The 17,760-nt window shown below is 64.7% G+C and carries 16 protein-coding genes and 1 pseudogene; 12 read left to right on the top strand and 5 right to left on the bottom strand.

Annotation, left to right across the window (positions count from 1 at the left end; translation table 11 throughout):
• The first annotated feature begins 62 nt into the window (after positions 1-62).
• From DT343_RS09250 to DT343_RS09240, 3 genes are read left to right on the top strand one after another with little or no spacing between them, the layout of a single operon-like run.
• Positions 63-674: an OmpA family protein gene (locus DT343_RS09250; RefSeq protein ID WP_112862669.1), complete on the top strand. Its 612-nt coding sequence runs from the start codon at positions 63-65 to the stop codon at positions 672-674.
• 51 nt (positions 675-725) lie between these two features.
• The gene (locus DT343_RS09245) at positions 726-1,124 is read left to right on the top strand and encodes a DUF3597 domain-containing protein (protein WP_112862668.1); all 399 of its coding nucleotides are present in this window, start codon (positions 726-728) and stop codon (positions 1,122-1,124) included.
• A gap of 12 nt (positions 1,125-1,136) precedes the next feature.
• Positions 1,137-1,394 (top strand): hypothetical protein, encoded by a 258-nt coding sequence (locus DT343_RS09240; RefSeq protein ID WP_112862667.1) that lies wholly within the window; start codon positions 1,137-1,139, stop codon positions 1,392-1,394.
• A gap of 80 nt (positions 1,395-1,474) precedes the next feature.
• On the opposite strand, the pseudogene DT343_RS09235 reads toward DT343_RS09240, so the two are convergent.
• Positions 1,475-2,233 (bottom strand): annotated as a pseudogene (locus tag DT343_RS09235) (IS5 family transposase).
• Between the two features lie 481 nt (positions 2,234-2,714).
• Between DT343_RS09235 and DT343_RS09230 the strand changes: the two are divergent.
• The 4 genes from DT343_RS09230 to DT343_RS17220 all read left to right on the top strand — a co-directional run bounded on the left by DT343_RS09230 (position 2,715) and on the right by DT343_RS17220 (position 10,064).
• Positions 2,715-3,472, top strand: a protein-coding gene (locus DT343_RS09230; RefSeq protein WP_112862666.1) for an IS5 family transposase whose coding sequence is annotated in 2 segments (ribosomal slippage) — positions 2,715-3,036 and positions 3,036-3,472 — 759 coding nt in all. Because the reading frame shifts where the segments join, the coding sequence is not laid out codon by codon here.
• Between the two features lie 63 nt (positions 3,473-3,535).
• Positions 3,536-9,112: a calcium-binding protein gene (locus DT343_RS09225; RefSeq protein ID WP_146756733.1), complete on the top strand. Its 5,577-nt coding sequence runs from the start codon at positions 3,536-3,538 to the stop codon at positions 9,110-9,112.
• A gap of 21 nt (positions 9,113-9,133) precedes the next feature.
• Positions 9,134-9,577: a toxin-activating lysine-acyltransferase gene (locus DT343_RS09220; RefSeq protein ID WP_112862664.1), complete on the top strand. Its 444-nt coding sequence runs from the start codon at positions 9,134-9,136 to the stop codon at positions 9,575-9,577.
• Positions 9,578-9,650: 73 nt separating this feature from the next.
• Positions 9,651-10,064, top strand: coding sequence for a hypothetical protein (locus tag DT343_RS17220; RefSeq protein WP_146756732.1), 414 nt, complete (start codon positions 9,651-9,653; stop codon positions 10,062-10,064).
• A gap of 304 nt (positions 10,065-10,368) precedes the next feature.
• On the opposite strand, the gene DT343_RS09215 is transcribed toward DT343_RS17220, so the two are convergent.
• Complete coding sequence (locus tag DT343_RS09215; protein WP_112862663.1) at positions 10,369-10,734, bottom strand: hypothetical protein; 366 nt, start codon at positions 10,732-10,734, stop codon at positions 10,369-10,371.
• Positions 10,735-10,962: 228 nt separating this feature from the next.
• Between DT343_RS09215 and DT343_RS09210 the strand changes: the two genes are divergently transcribed.
• Genes DT343_RS09210 through DT343_RS09200 form a run of 3 tightly spaced genes read left to right on the top strand, consistent with a single transcriptional unit; the run spans position 10,963 to position 13,432 of the window.
• Entirely contained in the window at positions 10,963-11,298 is a 336-nt protein-coding gene (locus DT343_RS09210) for a hypothetical protein (protein WP_112862662.1), read from the top strand.
• Positions 11,298-11,978, top strand: a complete 681-nt coding sequence (locus DT343_RS09205) for a response regulator transcription factor (protein WP_017505887.1) — start codon at positions 11,298-11,300, stop codon at positions 11,976-11,978. The genes DT343_RS09210 and DT343_RS09205 overlap by 1 nt, the downstream gene beginning before the upstream one ends.
• Positions 11,975-13,432, top strand: coding sequence for a sensor histidine kinase (locus DT343_RS09200; RefSeq protein WP_112862661.1), 1,458 nt, complete (start codon positions 11,975-11,977; stop codon positions 13,430-13,432). The genes DT343_RS09205 and DT343_RS09200 overlap by 4 nt, the downstream gene beginning before the upstream one ends.
• Here DT343_RS09200 and DT343_RS09195 read toward each other — a convergent pair.
• Positions 13,429-14,127, bottom strand: coding sequence for a Crp/Fnr family transcriptional regulator (locus tag DT343_RS09195; RefSeq protein WP_112862660.1), 699 nt, complete (start codon positions 14,125-14,127; stop codon positions 13,429-13,431). The two genes, DT343_RS09200 and DT343_RS09195, sit on opposite strands and share 4 nt — an antisense overlap.
• Positions 14,128-14,252: 125 nt before the next feature.
• Positions 14,253-14,477: a hypothetical protein gene (locus DT343_RS09190; protein WP_112862659.1), complete on the bottom strand. Its 225-nt coding sequence runs from the start codon at positions 14,475-14,477 to the stop codon at positions 14,253-14,255.
• 92 nt (positions 14,478-14,569) lie between these two features.
• Here DT343_RS09190 and DT343_RS09185 point away from each other — a divergent pair, with 92 nt between their 5' ends.
• Both DT343_RS09185 and DT343_RS09180 read left to right on the top strand, forming a co-directional pair.
• A complete protein-coding gene (locus tag DT343_RS09185; RefSeq protein ID WP_112862658.1) occupies positions 14,570-15,427 on the top strand; it encodes a DUF1206 domain-containing protein in 858 nt (285 codons plus the stop codon).
• Positions 15,428-15,627: 200 nt separating this feature from the next.
• Positions 15,628-16,293 (top strand): DsbA family oxidoreductase, encoded by a 666-nt coding sequence (locus tag DT343_RS09180; RefSeq protein ID WP_112862657.1) that lies wholly within the window; start codon positions 15,628-15,630, stop codon positions 16,291-16,293.
• Between the two features lie 163 nt (positions 16,294-16,456).
• Here the strand turns inward: DT343_RS09180 and DT343_RS09175 are convergent, their stop codons facing one another.
• Entirely contained in the window at positions 16,457-17,320 is an 864-nt protein-coding gene (locus tag DT343_RS09175; RefSeq protein ID WP_112862656.1) for a hypothetical protein, read from the bottom strand.
• Positions 17,321-17,760: the final 440 nt, after the last annotated feature.

The following is a 17,760-nucleotide window of genomic DNA, read 5'->3' as shown; positions in this document are numbered from 1 at the left end:
GCGGCCGACGATCGACGAGATCGCCGGCCGCATTCTTTTCCCCATTTAACGACGAGTTCGACATGACCGATAACCGCGATCGCGACCCTCGCCTGACCCCAGTGGCCCCGGCCTGGCGCAAATACCTCCCCTGGATCATCGGAGCCGTCGTGCTCCTGCTGCTGCTACTCATGCTGACCCGCTGTGGCGACGACCGCGCCGCCATGGATCCCGCAGCGACTGACGACGCCGCCGTAGCTCCGACGACCGAGACGCCGGTCATGCCCGCCACAAATGCTTCCGTTGGGGTTTCGGGGCTGGACGCCTACCTCGCTGGCTCGGACGCCGCCCCGCGCACTTTCGCGTTCGAGCGCGTCAACTTCGACACCGGCAGCAGCACCATTCGGCCCCAAGATCGTCCCGAGATCGCGGCCGTCGCCGCTGTTCTGAGCCGCTACCCGAATGCCAAGATCCGCCTGTACGGCTATGCGGACGCGCGCGGCTCCGACGCCGCGAACCGAACCCTCGCCCAGGCCCGGGCCGACATCGTCCGTTCCGCCCTGACGGCAGCCGGCGTGGATGCCCGCCGTATCGAGGCGCTTTCAGGCGGGGAAACCAACCCCGTCGACAGCAACGCCACCGCCGGAGGACTGGCTGAAAACCGCCGCACGGAACTGGTCGTCGTCCAGCGCTAACCGCACAGGCCGGGGCTAGCGCCCGGGCCATTCACCTTCAGAGGAGACTTCATGAGCTTTTTCGGAAGAATTTGGGACAAGATCACCGGCCATAAGGCGCGTCCGACGACGCCTCAGGCCCAAGCGCCCACGAGCACCCCAGTCTCGGCACAGCCCGTTCCTGCGGCGCCCACCACTCCCTTCACGCCTCAACCGGTCGATGTGGACCAGATCCTCTCCCAAATGGCCGAGATGAAGGGCGGCGGTGGAAACTGGCGGACATCGATCGTCGATCTGCTCAAGCTACTCGACCTGGATTCCAGCCTCGACGCCCGCAAGGACCTCGCCGAGGAGTTGGGCGTGCACGCTGGCGCTCATGGCTCGGCGGAACAGAACATCGCCCTGTCCAAAGCGGTCTGGCGAAAGCTTGCGGAGAATGGCGGCCAGGTTCCGGCCAGTCTGCGAGACTAATCGAACAGGTCGATGTCGGCTCAAGACACTGCTGCGATTCTCCTGCTCGCTCGCCACCTGGATGTGGAAGAGCCTTCGCCTGGGCAATCCAAATGGACGGATATCAAGGCGGCCATCGACGGCGTGAGCGATGATCGCCTTGATGCATCGATCCGCTATTTCGGTCAGGCGGGCTCGCCAATCACCGCCCGCGCGGCTGAGATGTTGACGGATTTGATGATGGCGAGGATGGTCCGCCTATTGGGCGTGTCGAGATCGGAGCGACAATAGCGCCTCGGACTGGGCGCGGTACAGAGGGTGTCAGTATGAAGCCTTCTTGCGAGACAACGGCCTGACCCTAGGCTCAGGACTCATAGCCAGAACAGCACGGTAGCGGCGAGGGCTATGGCGGACAGGAAGACGGTCGGACAGCGATCGTAGCGGGTTGGCGACCCGGCGCCAGTCTTTCAGGCGTCCAAACATGATTTCGATCCGGTTTCGCCGCTTGTAGCGTCGCTTGTCGTAGCGGATGGGTTCGGTGCGGGTTTTGCGGCCTGGGATGCACGGCGTGATCCCCTTGGCCTGCAAGGCGTCCCGGAACCAGTCGGCGTCGTAGCCTCGGTCTCCCAGAAGCCACTGGGCGCGGGGCAGGCTGTCCAGGAGAGCGGCAGCGCCGATGTAGTCGCTGACCTGACCCGCTGTCATGAAGAGGCTGATGGGCCTTCCGTTCGCATCGGTCACGGCGTGAAGCTTGGTGTTCATGCCGCCTTTCGTGCGTCCGATCAGTCGCCCGAGACCCCCTTTTTTACCCGCAGGCTCGAAGCCGTGCGGTGCGCCTTCAGATAGGTCGCGTCGATCATGACCGTGCGGCGTTCGGTCTGAGCCCCGGACAGGCCTTCCATCATCCGGATGAAGACGCCAGCCTCACTCCATCGCTTCCAGCGGTTGTAGAGGGTCTTGTGCGGCCCGTAGGCCGCCGGCGCATCTCGCCAGCGCAGGCCGTTGCGGTTGACGAAGATGATCCCGCTCAGCACCCGGCGGTCATCCACCCGCGGCTTGCCGTGGCTCTTGGGGAAGAAGGGCTCCAGCCGAGCCATCTGCTCGCCCGTCAGCCAATACAGAGCGCTCATGTCCAGACTCCTCAGGAGCCTGAATCAGATCGTTCGCCTCACATCAATGGGTCCTGAGCCTAGATCAGAACTCAATGAACAATCAGTAACCAGGCCCACGCCGAGCTTCTATGTCGCGTTCTTGCACAGCCGCCAATGTCCGCTTCTGGCGCTCAAGCGACTCTGACATTCCGATCAATGACTGCGAGCTACGCCATCCTGCTTTGGTGAGAAGGCGAGGGGCCTTGCATAGTTCCGATCTGGCTTTGGCTGAGAAACCGAGGCTTGGCTATTCGGGGAAGAACACTCTCCAGACTTAGCCGCGTGAATGGGCTCGGCGCATTTTTGGATTGCCAGCCCAGCCTGTCGTTCGACATCAAGAATAAAGCGACATATCCCTGCGAAAGCAGACGTCGTTCTTGACCGCAATGCGCTTTACTTAGGCTCAGGACCCATTGAAGTGAGGCGTGCGATCTGATTCAGGCTCCTGAGGAGTCTGGATATGAGCGACCTGTATTGGCTGACGGACGAGCAGATGGCTCGGCTGGAGCCCTTCTTCCCCAAGAGCCACGGCAAGCCGCGCGTTGACGACCGCCGGGTATTGAGCGGGATCATCTTCGTCAACCGCAACGGCCTGCGCTGGCGGGATGCGCCGTCGGCCTATGGGCCGCACAAGACGCTCTACAATCGCTGGAAGCGGTGGAGCGAGGCGGGCGTCTTCGTCCGGATGATGGAGGGCCTGTCCGGCGCCCAGACCGAACGTCGGACTGTCATGATCGACGCGACCTATCTGAAGGCGCACCGCACGGCTTCGAGCCTCGCGGTAAAAAAGGGGGCCTCGGGCGGCTGATCGGACGCACGAAAGGCGGCATGAACACCAAGCTTCACGCCGTGACAGACGTCAACGGAAGGCCCATCAGCCTCTTCATGACAGCGGGTCAGGTCAGCGACTACATCGGCGCTGCCGCTCTCGTGGACAGTCTGCCCCGCGCCCAGTGGCTGCTGGGGGACCGGGGCTACGACGCCGACTGGTTCCGGGACGCCTTGCAGGCCAGGGGGATCACGCCGTGCATCCCTGGCCGCAAATCCCGGACCGAACCCATCCGCTACGACAAGCGACGCTACAAGCGGCGAAACCGGATCGAAATCATGTTTGGCCGCCTGAAAGACTGGCGACGGGTCGCCACTCGCTACGATCGCTGCCCGACCGTCTTCCTGTCCGCCATAGCCCTCGCCGCCACAGTGCTGTTCTGGCTATGAGTCCTGAGCCTAGGTGCGAAACTCGGTTCTCTTGTTGTCTCTCCTCAGACGCAAGCTGGAGCCTTGCTTTCTTCATTGGGATCCGCGGCTGGGGCGTATGTAGCGGTTGCTCAAATCGGCGTTGGGATTTTCGGGGCCGGTAAGCTCGCTTCGGCATTGGGCAATTTGATCGTTCCTGGGATAGGTGCCTTTGTAGGCTTTGTTCTAGGGGCGTTAATTGGCAACCTATTTGGTCGAAAAAAGCCCAAGACCCCAACAGCCAATGCCGAAGTCTATCTTGACTACACAACTGACCAATTCGAGCTAGGGGCGATTAACTCGTCAAACGGCGGAAATCTTCGACTTGTCAAAGATATGGCGGGATCTGCTCGCGATACGCTGAATGGTTTGTTGACTGTCCTTGCCGGTGACATGCCATATGAGGCGACGAGTTGGGGGAACGGGTTGTGGCGCAACGGCCAATACATTGCGTCAAATGCCGGCCTGCAGAGCTTCTATGGGCACACCGGGGGGCAGTTGTGGGTCAAGCTGGGCAGCCCTAGTGCGGCGCAGCAGAATGTGGGTTCGGCCGATGACGCCGTGTCCAAGGGCGTCATGTGGTCGATCAAACAGACCCAGATCATCGGCGGCGACATCTTCGCCAAGCGGGCGCTGGCCAACTCGGCTGCGACGGACCTGACGGCCCTGCTGGGCGACCTGCAGATCGCCTCGGACTATCGCTTTTATGCGAACAATCGCGAGCTCATAAACGGCTACATCACCGGCGCCTACAACACGCTGGGCCAGGCCGAGAAGGACTTCTACGCCACGCACAAGGCGACCATCGATAAGGTCCATACGCAAGGCATCGCCGCCCTGGATAGCAACGAACACGGATTTTACTACGGCCACAAGCCGACCGTGGACAAGATCATCTCGGCCCTGGAAGACCAGGCCATCGCCAATCCGTGGATCATCACACTCCAACGCATCAACGAACTGAAGCTGGACCAGTGGAACAGCGCCGACTTCAACGGCGGCCTGCAGGGCTTCCTGACCAGCATGGGTCTGTCGGCCTATGGCGCGCATTTCGAGGATGTTCGGGTCAGCGATCTTCTGGGCGGCATGACCCTGTCGGTGAAGGGCCCCACCGTCCAGGACGGCGTCTTCTCCATCCTGCCCCAGGCGCTGGACGCGCCGCTAAGCAATGATCTGTTGAACCCGTCGTGGGAACAGAACATGGCGGGCTGGCAGATGTCAGCTCATCAGATGCCGAACCTTGATAGGGGCATAAATCAGAGCGGAGTGTGGGGGAGTGCAGAAAACCCCACCTTCTATGTTCACGGTCTTGGAACGCCGGCACCAGGATCCTTTGCTGACACCACTTCGTCATTGGTTTCCGTTGAGGGCGGCCTCAACTATGATTTCAGCGTCCTCGCAGCCCAGCACCGAAGCCTTGGTCAGGCATACGTGCAGTTTTTGGACGCGAACAAGCAACACATTGACTACTCGATGTTGAACGGGACCGCCAAAGAGGGCGGCGGCCTTTATGGCGACCTCGCAAATCTAAATCTGTTGAGCGCTTCCTTCACCGCGCCTATCAACGCGAAATATGTTCGCCTCAGCTTGCGCATGTATTCAACGGGCGGCAACGATCCTTACGCATTCTTTGCTCAACCAACGATCCGCCGGTCAGGAGGGCCAGCGATTGACTGGGGCCAGAGCGGCAACGCCCTCCGCATCGATGACCTAGCCAAGATCGGCTACACCAAGCTGACCGAAGGCAATACGGCGGGTCGAGACTTCCTGGACTTCTCGCAACGCACGGCCGCTGTGGGCTGGAGCGACTGGAGCGAGCACACGACCGAGGGCTACTGGGAGTGGCAGAGTTGGGGCCCCCAACCCGAGGTTCCCACAATGCCTATGTACCCTGATGACGGCGGCAACGGCCAGTATGTTTGGGTGCCGGGCCAAACCTATGCCGTCACAGGCGGAGACGACATCGTGGTCGGCAGCCGTTACGGCGACTATCTCGCGGGCGCCGCGGGTTGGGACTGGATCGACGGCGGCGACGGCAACGACACGATCGAGGGCGGCGACGGTAACGACGTCCTGCTCGGCGGCGCCGGACGCGACCGACTGGTCGGCGGGGCCGGGGACGACTACCTCGTCAGCGGGGCAGGCGACGACCACCCCTGGTTCGGGGATGGCTTCGCATCAGGCATGTGGGGCGGCGACGGCAACGACACGATCGTCTTCAACGGCGGCATCGACGGCGGCTTCGGCGAGAACGGCGACGACGTCTTCCTGATGGAGCAGGACGGCTACATTCCCGGACTGGAAGCGAACGGCAACTATGATGGCAACATCATGGACTATGTCGATGCTGGAGCCGGGTCCGACACAATCTCGTACGAACGCTTCACCGCGCCGTTCACGCACAATTTGGATGTGAACTTCTGGGGGTGGGCCACCAACGCAAGCGCGATGCCGGTCGGCGGGATCAACGGCGTCGTCGTCAATCTCGGCAACCATCCAAATAGCTGGAACAACGGCGACAGCTATTGGGCGGACGCCAAATACATCATGGGCGACTGGATCAAGGGCGTTGAGAACGTCACGGGCAGCCGCTTCAACGATTATCTTTGGGGAGACGCAGGGAACAACATCCTCAAAGGTGGCGACGGCGACGATTTCCTCGATGGAAACCTCGGCAACGACATCCTTGAAGGTGGTGCGGGCGCCGACTTCATGTTCGGGCCTGGTGAAGGCACCCTCTCGTACGAAGGATCGAACGCCGGCGTCTTCATCAACATGACTACGGGTGAGGCGTTCGGAGGTCATGCGACCGGCGATCGCTGGGCGCAAATGGACCATCTCACCGGCTCACGCTTCGCCGACGAGTTGAAGGGCGATGCCGGATCGAACCGCATCAAGGGGTTGGATGGCGACGACTGGATCGTGGCGACGGTCGGGTCCGACGTTTATGAAGGCGGCGACGGCCTCGATACGGTCGATTATTCCGAAGGTTTCGCGTCAGGCAACTCGACCTATCAGGTTTGGGTGGAGGATGGCTATTGGGAGACGGATCAATGGGACCAATCCACTCAGTGGATATCGACAGGTGGTCATTACGAGACACAAACCGGATATCGTCGCGGTCTTGAGGTTGTTGGCGGCGTCGTCAATTGGCGCGCCGTTGACGGGACGGCCGGCGCTCACAGCCTGATCGGCGTGGAGCATGTCATCGGCACCGCGGGTGATGACTATATCGCGATGACCGAGACCGACGACTATATCACCGGCGGCAAGGGTAACGATACGCTCGCAGGCGGCGGCGGCGGCGACACGTACTACTTCAACGCGGGCGATGGCGTCGACACCATCAGCGACAACAATATCGGCGGAAACGTCGTGTCGTTCGGCGCTGGGATCGGGTTCAACCAGCTGACCTTCTCCGCTCAAGATGGAGCCGGAGGTCATCTGACGATCTACTACACCGCCTCGGATTCTGTGCGCATCAACGGCAACATGCCGACGGTGAGCCAGGGTAAACTGGCCTCGGCCGACGACAATCGGATCAAGACAATTGACATGAACGGGTCGGGACAGCTCGATGTCTCGCAGTTCGAAATCTATCGCGGCGGTTCGGCCTGGGGCGATACGATCAGCGGTATCCGGACGCTCGGCGATTTCATCGCCGGCTTCGGCGGCAACGACACAATCTACGGCATGCAGCCCGGCCAGTGGGAGGACCACGGCAACATCATCATCGGCGGCGCTGGCGATGATACGATCTACACCTCCGCCGGCGACGATCAGTTCGCCTTCGAGCGGGGATCCGGACGCGATACGATCAATGACACCGGCGGCGAGGACGTCCTCGTCTTCGGTCCCAATGTCGCGGCCGACGACGTGATCTATAAAGTGGTCGGCAACGACCTCTACATCGGCATCCGCGACGCCGCTTCGCCTAATCTTGAGGCCCACCAGGTCGCCGACTACGTCCGGGTTGTTAGCGGCGGCGTGAAGTGGGAGGACGCCTACGGCGGCGGTGCCTCGTTCAATACGGTGGAGTTCATCAACGCCGGTGGAACCTGGATCGATCTTCGCAAGCTCGATCTGAACTGGACGGTTCAGTACTCGTACAATGGCGGCGTCATGCCGATCGTCTTCGACTTGAGCGGAGAGGGTCTTGAGCTGACCGGTGTCGAGTCCTCTAACGTGGTGTCGCGCCTGGCTTCCGGACAATACGCCCGCACCTCTTGGGTGGGTCCGACCAACGGCATCCTGGCCTTCGACCGCAATGGCGATGGTCAGATCAACAATCTGGCGGAAATCTCGTTCGTCCAGGATCGCGAAGGCGCCAAGACGGATCTGGAAGGCCTGCAGGCTTGGGATACCAATGGCGACGGCAAGCTGAACGCCTTGGACGCCGGTTGGTCGAACCTGAAGATGTGGGTCGATCGCAATCAGAACGGCCGCTCGACTGAGCAGGAACTACGAACACTCGAACAGGTGGGCATCACCGAGATCGACCTAAAGGGCGTGGCGACCGGCAACACCGCCGCCACGACGCGCGACAGCTTCGTGCACAACACCCTGTCCTTCACCTGGGCCTCCGGCGAGAAGGGAACGGCCTACGACGTCCAACTGGCGCGTCGTCTGCTCAACGAACTGGGCCTGTCCGCAGAACAGGTGCGTGCGGCCTGGGGCGATGGTTCGGCCACGGGCGAACTTGGGCGGCTTGCGTCCAATCCGACCGTCGCCGCTGCGGCGCGTGCCGTGTTGGGAACTCCGACCGATCCGGTCAGCTTCCGGTCGAGCCTTGGATTCGATCGCCAGGACATGGCGGTGCTTCGCGACGATGCAGACTGGGGCGCAGGGTTCGTTGCCGACCATGCGTTGGATGACGGCGATCAGAGCCTCGATATCTCTGTCGACTTCAGCGACCACGACGGTCTTTATGCGGATGACGAAGTCCGTTGGTCCGATGTCCTGAATGGAACGGTCTCCAAGGGCGGAACGATCAACGACACGGACGCGCGCGTTCGGGCGACCCTTGAAGCCCTACAGCAGTCCGCAGGCCGTGGCGCTTTCGGTCAGGCGTTCGGTCGGCCGGAGATCGAAGACCCCTCGGCCGCCATGGTCCCTGTCGGCGGTCAGTCTGAGGGGCAACGCACTTTCGCCCCCTCTTCTGTTTCGAACGCTCAGATTGGAGCGGCGGAACGTGTCGACGCCTTTGGCGTGGATGGGCGACCGTCCAGCTATGGTCAGCTGTTCGACGTGGACGATGCGGCCAACCTGCTGAGCGCCGTTTCGGAAGGCGACGATGTCTGGGCGCCGGCGGAGTTCAGTCGAGCGTCGATTGCGCAAGGACGCGAGTGGTGGCGGTCTGCTGTCGTGTCGCCAGAGGGCCTGCCGATGCTGACGCCCTTCGCCACGCTCGATCAGGCCTCCGAGATCGAAGGCGGAAGTCGCCCGTCGTCGGCGTCGCAGCACCAGCAACTCGTCCAGGCGCTGGCGGCCTTCGGTCCCAAGAATGGAGGCGGAAGCTCAGCGATCTGGAAACGCTCGGGTGAAGCCGATGCGGACGCCATGACCGGCGTTGCATCTGACAACCGCTGGCGGTTCGCCGGGCCGTCGCGTATCCACGCCTAAGCCTTCCGTTCGAGTAGCCGTATGACCGACACCAACCCCGCCCCCAAAACCGTCGCTCAGATGCTGGGCGAGATCACCTGGCTGATGACTCAGTCGCCGATCCACAAGCAGCTGTTCATCGGCGATCTGGAGTGGTTCGCCATGCCGGCCATCCTGGTCGAGCAGTTCCGCATCTTCTATGGCCCTAACAGTCCGGCGGCCGTGGCGCTTTGGGCGATGGTGTCCGAGGACACCGAAGAGCGATTGAAGGCTGGCGCGAACAAGCTTCGCGCCGACGAATGGCAAGGCGGGGATCGACCGTGGCTCATTGAGTTGATCGCCCCGTTCGGCGCTCAGGACGAAATCCTCGCCGACCTCTCCAACACCGTTTTCGGCGGCAAGCCGTTCAGCTTCCATACGGCGACGCCGGACGGTCAGCGCGTGGTGAAAGTCTATGAAGCCGCCGAGCCGTCCACGCTCAACTAGGGTCTGTGCCGCTGTCGGATTGGCGGCGGCCACAGGCTTGGCTGCCTGCCAAAGCCTGGTTCCGGCGGTCCCCTTGTCGGAACAGTTGGCGCCACTGGACTTGGCTTTGTCTGAAGCTCCGGACGCCGTGGAAGCACGCGCCACCAGCGGAGACGGACAGGCGCAACTGGCGATGTCGATCGTGTCTATGTACGGCCTGCATGGTCGAACGCCAGATATTGTCGCTGCGGGCCGGTGGCGAGATCAGGCGCTGGCCAACCGGCGCTTTATGCCGATCACCCAGTACACGGCCGCCTTCAACGGCTCGCCGTCTCGGGTGAACATCATCAATGTTCCGGTTCAGACCATCTCGGCCGCGCAATGGCAGGCAGTCAATCGATGCTCGGCCCTACTATCTGGTTTGGTGGTTGGCGACTTAGCTGCGTGCGGGCGCGGCGAGGAAATCGCCCGGCGACAAGCGGATTGGCGCCTTTCTCTAGGGCATTAGCACCTATCTAGAATCGAGCCCGAAGGCCCGGTGTCGATAAGCAACATCGGTCCAAAGCGGCTCATGTGGATACAATGCAGGTGCTGGAGCGAATCCGATATCGTCGGTTCGAGTGACAGCCTAAACTTGTTTCAAGTTTGATTGGCGATGAGCGTGTGCGGACAATCAATGACTTGCGTGGTCGCTGTTAGGTTGTTCCGACACTTCGCCGTGTGATGTCATCGGTCCGACGGTCGACAACTGAGGCTGGAACAGAAGAAGGGCGCGGCCTTTCGACCGCGCCTCTCATCTTTTTACTCAAGGCTCAGCCGCGACGGTTGTCGTGATCGCGGCGCTCGTAGCGGATCTGGGCCGAAAGGCGGTCGAAGCGACGGTCCAGGTCCTGGCGTTCCCAGGCTGTCAGGCCGCCGCGGCGATAGTTGGCTTCCAGGCGCAGCAGGCTGTCGAACTCGCTGCGCAGGCGGATGGCCTCGCGGCGGCTAAGTTGGCCGTTGCGGTAGCCCTGGTCGATGCGGCGATCCAGGTTGGCCTGGCGGGCGTTGATCGACTGCCACGAGCCGTAGTTGGCGTGATGAGGCGGGGCCGGGCGGTGGTGATAGGATTGAGCGAAGGACGGCGCGGCGACCGAGGCGGCGGCCAGGGCGACGGCGGGGACGATGAGCTTGCGCATGGCGATCTCCTCAAATGTTGTGCCGGTCAGGGTGACCAGCGATGAGGCGATTTGAGCACCAGGCGACTGAGCCGGTTCTGAACAGGACCGATCAGGTTCGGTTCATCTGGATGAAAGAGACGTCATGACGCCGTCTTCAGGTCTGGTCGTCGGTTTGGAGCAGCGTTCGCTTTAAACTATACGACGTATTCAGCGCCCGTTCAGATGATCGGGACTAGATCGGTCGCCATGTTTCGCAAACCCGCCCCTCTCCTGATCGCCCCTCCGGCCCTGGCCCTGGCTCTCGGTCTGGCCTTCGCGCCCGTCATGACGACGTCGGCGCAGGCCCAGTCGCGCGACCAGGATCCGCGCTCGCAGGACCGTGGTCCGCGCGTCAGTCCCGACGAGGCCCGTCGTCGGGGCGGCGAAGCCGGCGGCGGTCGCCCCATCGACACCCAACCGCGCCGCGACGGCAACTATTCCGTTCTGGTCGAACGCGACGGACGCGTGCGCGAGGTCGTGGTCGACGGCCAGACCGGACAGGCGCGTCCTGACAACAACAATCAACGTCGCAGGCCGAACTGATGCGCGTGCTTCTTGTCGAGGACGACGCGGATCTGTCGCGTCAGCTTAAGGCGGCGCTGGGCGACGCGGGCTATGCCGTGGACCACGCGCCGGATGGCGAGGAAGCTCACTATCTGGGCGAGAACGAGCCCTATGACGTCATCGTCCTAGACCTGGGCCTGCCCAAGATCGACGGCGTGTCGGTGCTGGAGCGCTGGCGGCGCGAGGGCAAGACGACGCCGGTCCTGATCCTGACGGCGCGCGGCGCCTGGTCGGACAAGGTGGCGGGCTTCGACGCCGGCGCCGACGACTATCTGACCAAGCCCTTCCACACCGAGGAACTGCTGGCGCGTCTGCGGGCGCTGCTGCGCCGCTCGGCGGGCATCGCCTCGGCGACCCTGTCGTGCGGCGGCTTGCGGCTGGATCCCCGCGCGGCGCGGGCCAGTGTCAACGGCGAGCCCCTGCGCCTGACCTCGCTGGAATACCGGCTGTTGCACTACATGATGATGCATCAGGGGCGCGTCATCAGCCGCACCGAACTGGTCGAACACCTTTACGACCAGGACTTCGATCGGGATTCCAACACCATCGAGGTCTTCATCGGCCGGGTGCGCAAGAAGGTCGGATCGGACCGGATCGAGACCGTGCGCGGCCTCGGCTATCGGCTGACGCCGCTGGCGGGCGAATCCGACCCGGCGTGACCGAGGCGACGGCTTCGAAACCCAACGCCGGCGTGCTCCACGACTGGGGCCGCTGGTTCGGTCGCCCCGGTCGCTCCCTGACCCGCAGGCTGATCTGGCTGGCCTCGGCCTGGATCGTGGTCGCTCTGGTCATTTCAGCGCTGGTGCTGACCCAGGCCTTTCAGGAATCCGCCCTGCGGCGTCTGGGCGCCATGCTGAACGAGACGATCGACGAGATCGTGGTCGGCGCCAGTCGCACGCCGCAGGGCGAGCCCATCCCCCAAATCCAGGACGCGCGAACTCTGCGCCTGCTGTCGGGCAAATACTGGCAGATCATGGAGGTTCGCCCCAACGGTCGGCTGGTCAATCTCGCCCGCTCCAACTCGCTGTGGAGCTATGACCTCGCCCTTCCCACCGACCTGCCCGCGCGTCTGAATGCGGCCTTCGGCGACGTCATCACCTTCAACACCACCGGCCCCAAGGACGACGCCGAGACGCGCGAGCCGCTGCGCGTCGCCGCCAGCATGAAGTCGATCCCCCGGCACGAACATCCGGTCATCTTCATCGCCGCGCTGGATCGCTCCGACGTCGACGCCGATACGCGCCAGTTCGCGCGCGTGACCTGGATCGCCTTCCTGATTTTGGGGCTCGGCCTCGTATCGGCGGTCTTCATCCAGGTGCGGATCGGCCTGCGCCCCCTGTTCGACCTGCGCGACGAGATCGCGGATGTGCGCAAGGGCAGGTCGGCGCGGATCGGCCGCTCATACCCCCAGGAAATCCAGCCCCTGGCCGAGCAGGTGAACCGCCTGCTGGATCACAATCAGGAGGTCGTGGATCGCCAGCGCACCCACGTCGGCAACCTGGCCCATGCGTTGAAGACGCCGATCTCCGTCATGCTGGCGGAGGCGGGGACGAGCGAGGGCGATCTGCCCGAGCTGGTGCGGCGCCAAACCAGGATCATGCAGGGACAGGTCGATCACCACCTGCGCCGCGCCCGCGCCGCCGCCCGCGCCGCCCACGGTCTGGGCGAGACGACGCCCGTCGCCGAGGTGCTGGACGAGCTGGCGGTCATGATCGAACAGGTGTTCCGCGACAAGAACGTCGAGATCGACTGGCGCGCGCCCGACACCCTGTCCTTCCTGGGCGAGCGTCAGGATTTGCAGGAAATCCTGGGCAATCTGATCGAGAACGCCGCCAAGTTCTCCAGGCGCCGGGTGCGCGTCTCGGCGGGCGGCAGCGGCCTGGGCCAGATGATCCTGGTGGTCGAGGACGACGGGGCGGGGCTGCCTGCGGACCAGCGCGATACGGTCATGCAGCGCGGCGCGCGACTGGACGAGAGCGCGCCGGGGTCGGGCCTGGGCCTGTCGATCGTGGACGACCTGACGCGCGCCTACGGCGGGCGGCTGATGCTGTCGGACAGCGACATGGGCGGGCTGAAGGCGGTGCTCGAACTGCCGGCCGCCCAGGTCGACTAGGGCTGCCGGTCTCCGCCCCGGCGGTAGCATTCGCAGGCTGCGCGTTCCAAGGCGGCGCGATCCAGCACGGTGATCCGGCCGCGCGAATAGGCGATGGCCCCCGCCTTCTGAAGCCCCTGCGCCGCCTCGTTCACCGTGGTCCGCTGCGAGCCCAGCATTGAGGCGAGATACTCCTGCGTCAGGTTTAGGGTGTCGCCGTCGACCCGATCGTGGCAGCGCAGCAGCCATTTGGCGAACCGCTGCCCGGCGTGATGCAGGGCGTTGCAGGCGGCCGACTGCTCCAGCTCGCCCTGAAGTCGGGCCATGTATTCGGCGACGGCGTCACGCACGCCCGGCCGTTGAGCCGACAGGGCGCGGAACTTGGCGGCGTCCACCCGGCGCGCCGTCCCGGCGACCTGGGCCACGCTGCGGGTGTGGGCATGGTGCGGCACGACCGAGGCGACGACGCCCAGCACGCCTTCGCGCCCGATCATCACGGTCTCCACGGTCCGGCCGTCCTCCAGCACCGCGACCGAGGAGCAGAAGCCGCTGTCGATGAAATGCAGGTGTTCGATGGCGTCGTCAGGCTCGCTGAACACATGGCCGGGCGCGAATTCCACCGGAGTGGCGATGGCGATGAGAGCGTCGCGATCGTCGGGGTTCAGCCCTTGGATCAATCGGTTGCCAGGCGAGAGGCGGTTCATAAGTTCGCGCATAAGGCGATCTGAGCGCGGCGTCTGTCGAAACTCGACACAGCGTTGCTATATGTCACGCGGCTTTCTGGGGAAAAGTCGTGTCTTTACTGCGCTGTGTACGCCAGCGAGCAGAGCGGGGTCGACGCTCAGCGGGTGACGCGCCCGACCAGACGACCGGCCTCCAGCACCTCCACCCCCGCGCACGAGGCGTGATGCGAGAGCTGCGTCCTCGCCGCCTCCAACGCCGATGCGTCGTCGGCCCCGTCGAAGAAGTCGAGAAGGGGGCGGCGATCCGCCTCGTCGAAAAAGTGAAACTCGTAGATGTTCAACTGAACGCCTCCCAAGGACGCGAACCTTAGCGGCATACGCATGCGGGCGTCTGTCGGATGTCGACACAGGGTGAAGCGGAGCCTTTGTCGTCGTCGGTGCGTTGAGGCGTCCTGACGACGCCCAGAGACGCCTCATGAACGCTGCCAAGTCCCTTCGCCTGCCGCCGCTGGCGACCCTGATCGAATGGGCGGCGCGGGTCGGCTATGGGGCGCGAGGCTTCGTTTACCTGTCGGCTGGCGCGCTGACCCTGCTGGCGGCGACGGACCGGATCGGCGATGCGGTGGGGACCAGCGGGGCGGCGGGCTGGCTGGCCGAGCAGCCGTTCGGCAAGGTCTGGCTGGTGCTGCTGGGGCTGGGTCTGTGGGCCTTCGTCGGCTGGCGGGTCTTGCAGGCGGTGTTCGACGCGGACCATGAGGGAACGGACCTGAAGGGGTGGACGACCCGGGCGGGCCAGGCTGTCAGCGGCCTGTTCTACGGCGTACTGGCGTCGGGGGTGTTCGAATATCTGGACGAGTTCGGCGAGGCGACGAACGCCTCGGCGGCCCAGGCCGAGAGCGTAGCCGAGAACCAGGAGAAGGCGGCCATGCTGCTGGGGATGCCGTTCGGCGAGGTGCTGCTGATCGGGGCGGGGCTGGTGGTGCTGGGCGTCGGCGTGGGCAATATCGTCAGGGCGATCCGCGACGACTTCGACGACGCCCTGGCCTGTCCGAAGGCCTTCTGCGGCACGGCGACGGCGCTGGCGCGGGCGGGCTATGCGGCGCGCGGGTTCGCCTATCTGCCGCTGGGGGTGTTCGTGGTTCTGGCGGGGCTGCATGCGCGCTCGGGCGAGGTGACGACGACGGCGGCGGCGCTGGATGCGCTGGAGGCCCAGCCGGGCGGATCGTGGATCCTGGGGCTGACGGCGGCGGGGCTGATGGCCTTTGGCGCCTTCGCCTTCGTGGAGGCGCGCTGGCGCCGGATCCGCCCGCCGAGAGACCTGAAGATCGGATAAGGCTTGCGTCTCCTCCCCATTCCATGGGGAGGTGGCGCGGCGCCTCTTTGCGCCGTGACGGAGGGGCTCTGCGCAGCGTCGAGAGCCCCTCCACCCCTTCGGGGTCCCCCTCCCCACGCGGTGGGGAGGAGACGGTCTGGCGTTTGTCGTCATGTTTCCCATATCCTTATGCAACACCCGCTGTTCCAGAAGGCCGCGCCATGAACGCTCCGCTCAAGACCCTGAAGATCGACTTCGTCTCCGACGTCGTCTGCCCTTGGTGCGTGGTGGGGCTGGGCGGGCTGGACACGGCCTTGGACGCCCTGAAGGACGAGGGGATCGCCGCCGACATCGCCTTTCAGCCGTTCGAGCTGAACCCCCAGATTGCGCCCGAGGGCGAGAACATCGTCGAACACATCGGCCGCAAATACGGCGCGAGCCCTGCGCAGTCCGCCGCCAACCGCGCCATGATCCGCGAGCGGGCGGGCGAGGTGGGCTTCGACATGCGCATGACCGACGACAGCCGCATCTGGAACACCTTCGACGCCCACCGGCTGCTGCACTGGGCGCACGAGACGGCGCCGGAGAAGCAGAAGGCGTTGAAACAGGCGCTGTTCACCGCCCACTTCACCGAGAACCGCAACCTGACCGACGCCGGCGTCCTGACCGCCGCCGCCGAAAAGGCCGGGCTGGACCGGGCCGAGGCGGGCGAGGTGCTGGCCTCGGGCCGCTACGCCCAGGCCGTGCGCCAGGCCGAAGATTTGTGGCGCGCACGCGGCATCACCTCGGTCCCGGCCGTGGTGGTCGAGGGCAAATATCTGATCTCGGGCGGCCAGCCGGCCTCGGTGTTCGAAGAGGCCCTGCGCAAGATCGCGTCGGAGGTCTAGGCCGTCTCCTCCCTGCGCAGCGGGGAGGTGGCGCGGCGCCGCTTGGCGCCGTGACGGAGGGGTTCCTTCTGTGAAATCGACGTCTGTGGGGCCTCAAGAGCCCCTCCACCCCGCCCAAAGGGCGCGGTCCCCCTCCCCATCGCAGGCGATGGGGAGGAGACGGTCAGTCCGGCGATGGGGCGACAAAAACACCGTCTATTTCGTCTAATTCGTCTGATCTCGGGGCCGGTTTCAGGTCGTCGAGCGCCTCGAGGCGGGCCATCAGGGCGTCGCGGCCGGCGTAATCGCCGCGTTTGAGGGCGCAGGCCTCGCGGGCGATCAGGCCGACCTGTTCGGCGACGGCGGCGGCGCGCTCGCCCAGGTCGGGTTCCTTGGGCGGCGTCGGCGGCTTCGGCGGGGGCGGAGACGAAGGTGCGGGCGGGGCGGCCGCCATGCGGGTCAGGTCGGCGTGCAGCCGCACCCATCGCGCGGCCTCCAGCGCGCGCCCGGCCTGAAGCGCCCGGTTCAGCCGCACCAGGGCGTGGGCCGCCATGGCCCCATAGTCGGGCAAGCCCTCGGCCGTCTCGGCCTCCAGGTCGATGGGCTCGCGCAGCGGATCGGGCTGATCTTCGCGCCGCCAGCCCTCATCCTTGGCGCGGGCGCGAAAGGTGCTGACCGCCATGCCATAGACGGCGCTGACCTCCTCGGCCGTGGAGCCGGCCAGATAGGCCGTGCCCGCCGCCTCCCACGCCTCTTTCGACAGGCGGCGATAGCCCCGGTTCTGCACCCGGTCGGCCGCGCGCGCGGCGGGGTCCGAGGTGACCAGATCGGGCAGCCGCAACAGATGCATCGGCAGGCCGTGCGCGCGCCAGAAGGCCGCCTCGGCCTCGGGCGAGGAATCGTGATGCAGGGCGTCGCGATACGTCTGCTCCAGACCCGCCTCGCGCAGGATGCGGATCTGATCCAGCGCCTGCTGGGTCATCGCATCGTAAAACGGATCGCGCGGCCCCTCGAACCCGCCGTCGTCATAGCTGTGGTCGTCGTCCATCCCATCCCCGGCCTGTCGCCCGCGCCCGACACAGGACGCGCCGCCAGTCTAAGGCCGCCCCGTAGCGTGATCGGGTAGAGGCCGTCGATTTCGCGAAAGGCGAGGGATTTCAACGGCCGGGGAAGGGACGTCGTGCATAGGTAGGGGGGCTAGCTGTGCATTCCTCCCTTTCGTCATTCCGGGCGAACCCTCGCGAAAGCGGGGGGAGACCCGGAACCCAGCGGCGCGCGAGAGCGCGAACCTGTCGCGGACGAGGTGTTTGAGATCGTGCGGCGGATGGATTTCGCCTGACGGCGCCGCTGGGTCCTCCGGTCTGCGCCGCGAAGACGCGACTTGCCGGAGGATGACGAAAGACAATGAGCGCGGTCCCTCTCCCGTCGGGAGAGGGCTTGAGGCTCGCAGAGCGTCAGCGATGCGCGAAGCCGAAAGGGTGAGGGTCG

The organism is Brevundimonas vesicularis (genome assembly GCF_900445985.1).
Classification (GTDB): Bacteria; Pseudomonadota; Alphaproteobacteria; order Caulobacterales; family Caulobacteraceae; genus Brevundimonas; species Brevundimonas vesicularis_D.
The sequence above is the reverse complement of the archived record's forward strand: the minus strand, read 5'-3'. Positions and strand labels throughout refer to the sequence as shown.

Bases quoted from the DNA above. Each gene is read 5' to 3' on its own strand.
- DT343_RS09205 (WP_017505887.1), top strand. From the start codon at position 11,298: ATGCGCGTGCTTCTTGTCGAGGACGACGCGGATCTGTCGCGTCAGCTT.
- DT343_RS09175 (WP_112862656.1), bottom strand. From the start codon at position 17,320: ATGGACGACGACCACAGCTATGACGACGGCGGGTTCGAGGGGCCGCGC.
- DT343_RS09180 (WP_112862657.1), top strand. From the start codon at position 15,628: ATGAACGCTCCGCTCAAGACCCTGAAGATCGACTTCGTCTCCGACGTC.
- DT343_RS09245 (WP_112862668.1), top strand. From the start codon at position 726: ATGAGCTTTTTCGGAAGAATTTGGGACAAGATCACCGGCCATAAGGCG.
- DT343_RS09190 (WP_112862659.1), bottom strand. From the start codon at position 14,477: ATGCGTATGCCGCTAAGGTTCGCGTCCTTGGGAGGCGTTCAGTTGAAC.
- DT343_RS09185 (WP_112862658.1), top strand. From the start codon at position 14,570: ATGAACGCTGCCAAGTCCCTTCGCCTGCCGCCGCTGGCGACCCTGATC.
- DT343_RS09250 (WP_112862669.1), top strand. From the start codon at position 63: ATGACCGATAACCGCGATCGCGACCCTCGCCTGACCCCAGTGGCCCCG.
- DT343_RS09220 (WP_112862664.1), top strand. From the start codon at position 9,134: ATGACCGACACCAACCCCGCCCCCAAAACCGTCGCTCAGATGCTGGGC.
- DT343_RS09195 (WP_112862660.1), bottom strand. From the start codon at position 14,127: ATGCGCGAACTTATGAACCGCCTCTCGCCTGGCAACCGATTGATCCAA.
- DT343_RS09240 (WP_112862667.1), top strand. From the start codon at position 1,137: ATGTCGGCTCAAGACACTGCTGCGATTCTCCTGCTCGCTCGCCACCTG.
- DT343_RS09210 (WP_112862662.1), top strand. From the start codon at position 10,963: ATGTTTCGCAAACCCGCCCCTCTCCTGATCGCCCCTCCGGCCCTGGCC.
- DT343_RS09215 (WP_112862663.1), bottom strand. From the start codon at position 10,734: ATGCGCAAGCTCATCGTCCCCGCCGTCGCCCTGGCCGCCGCCTCGGTC.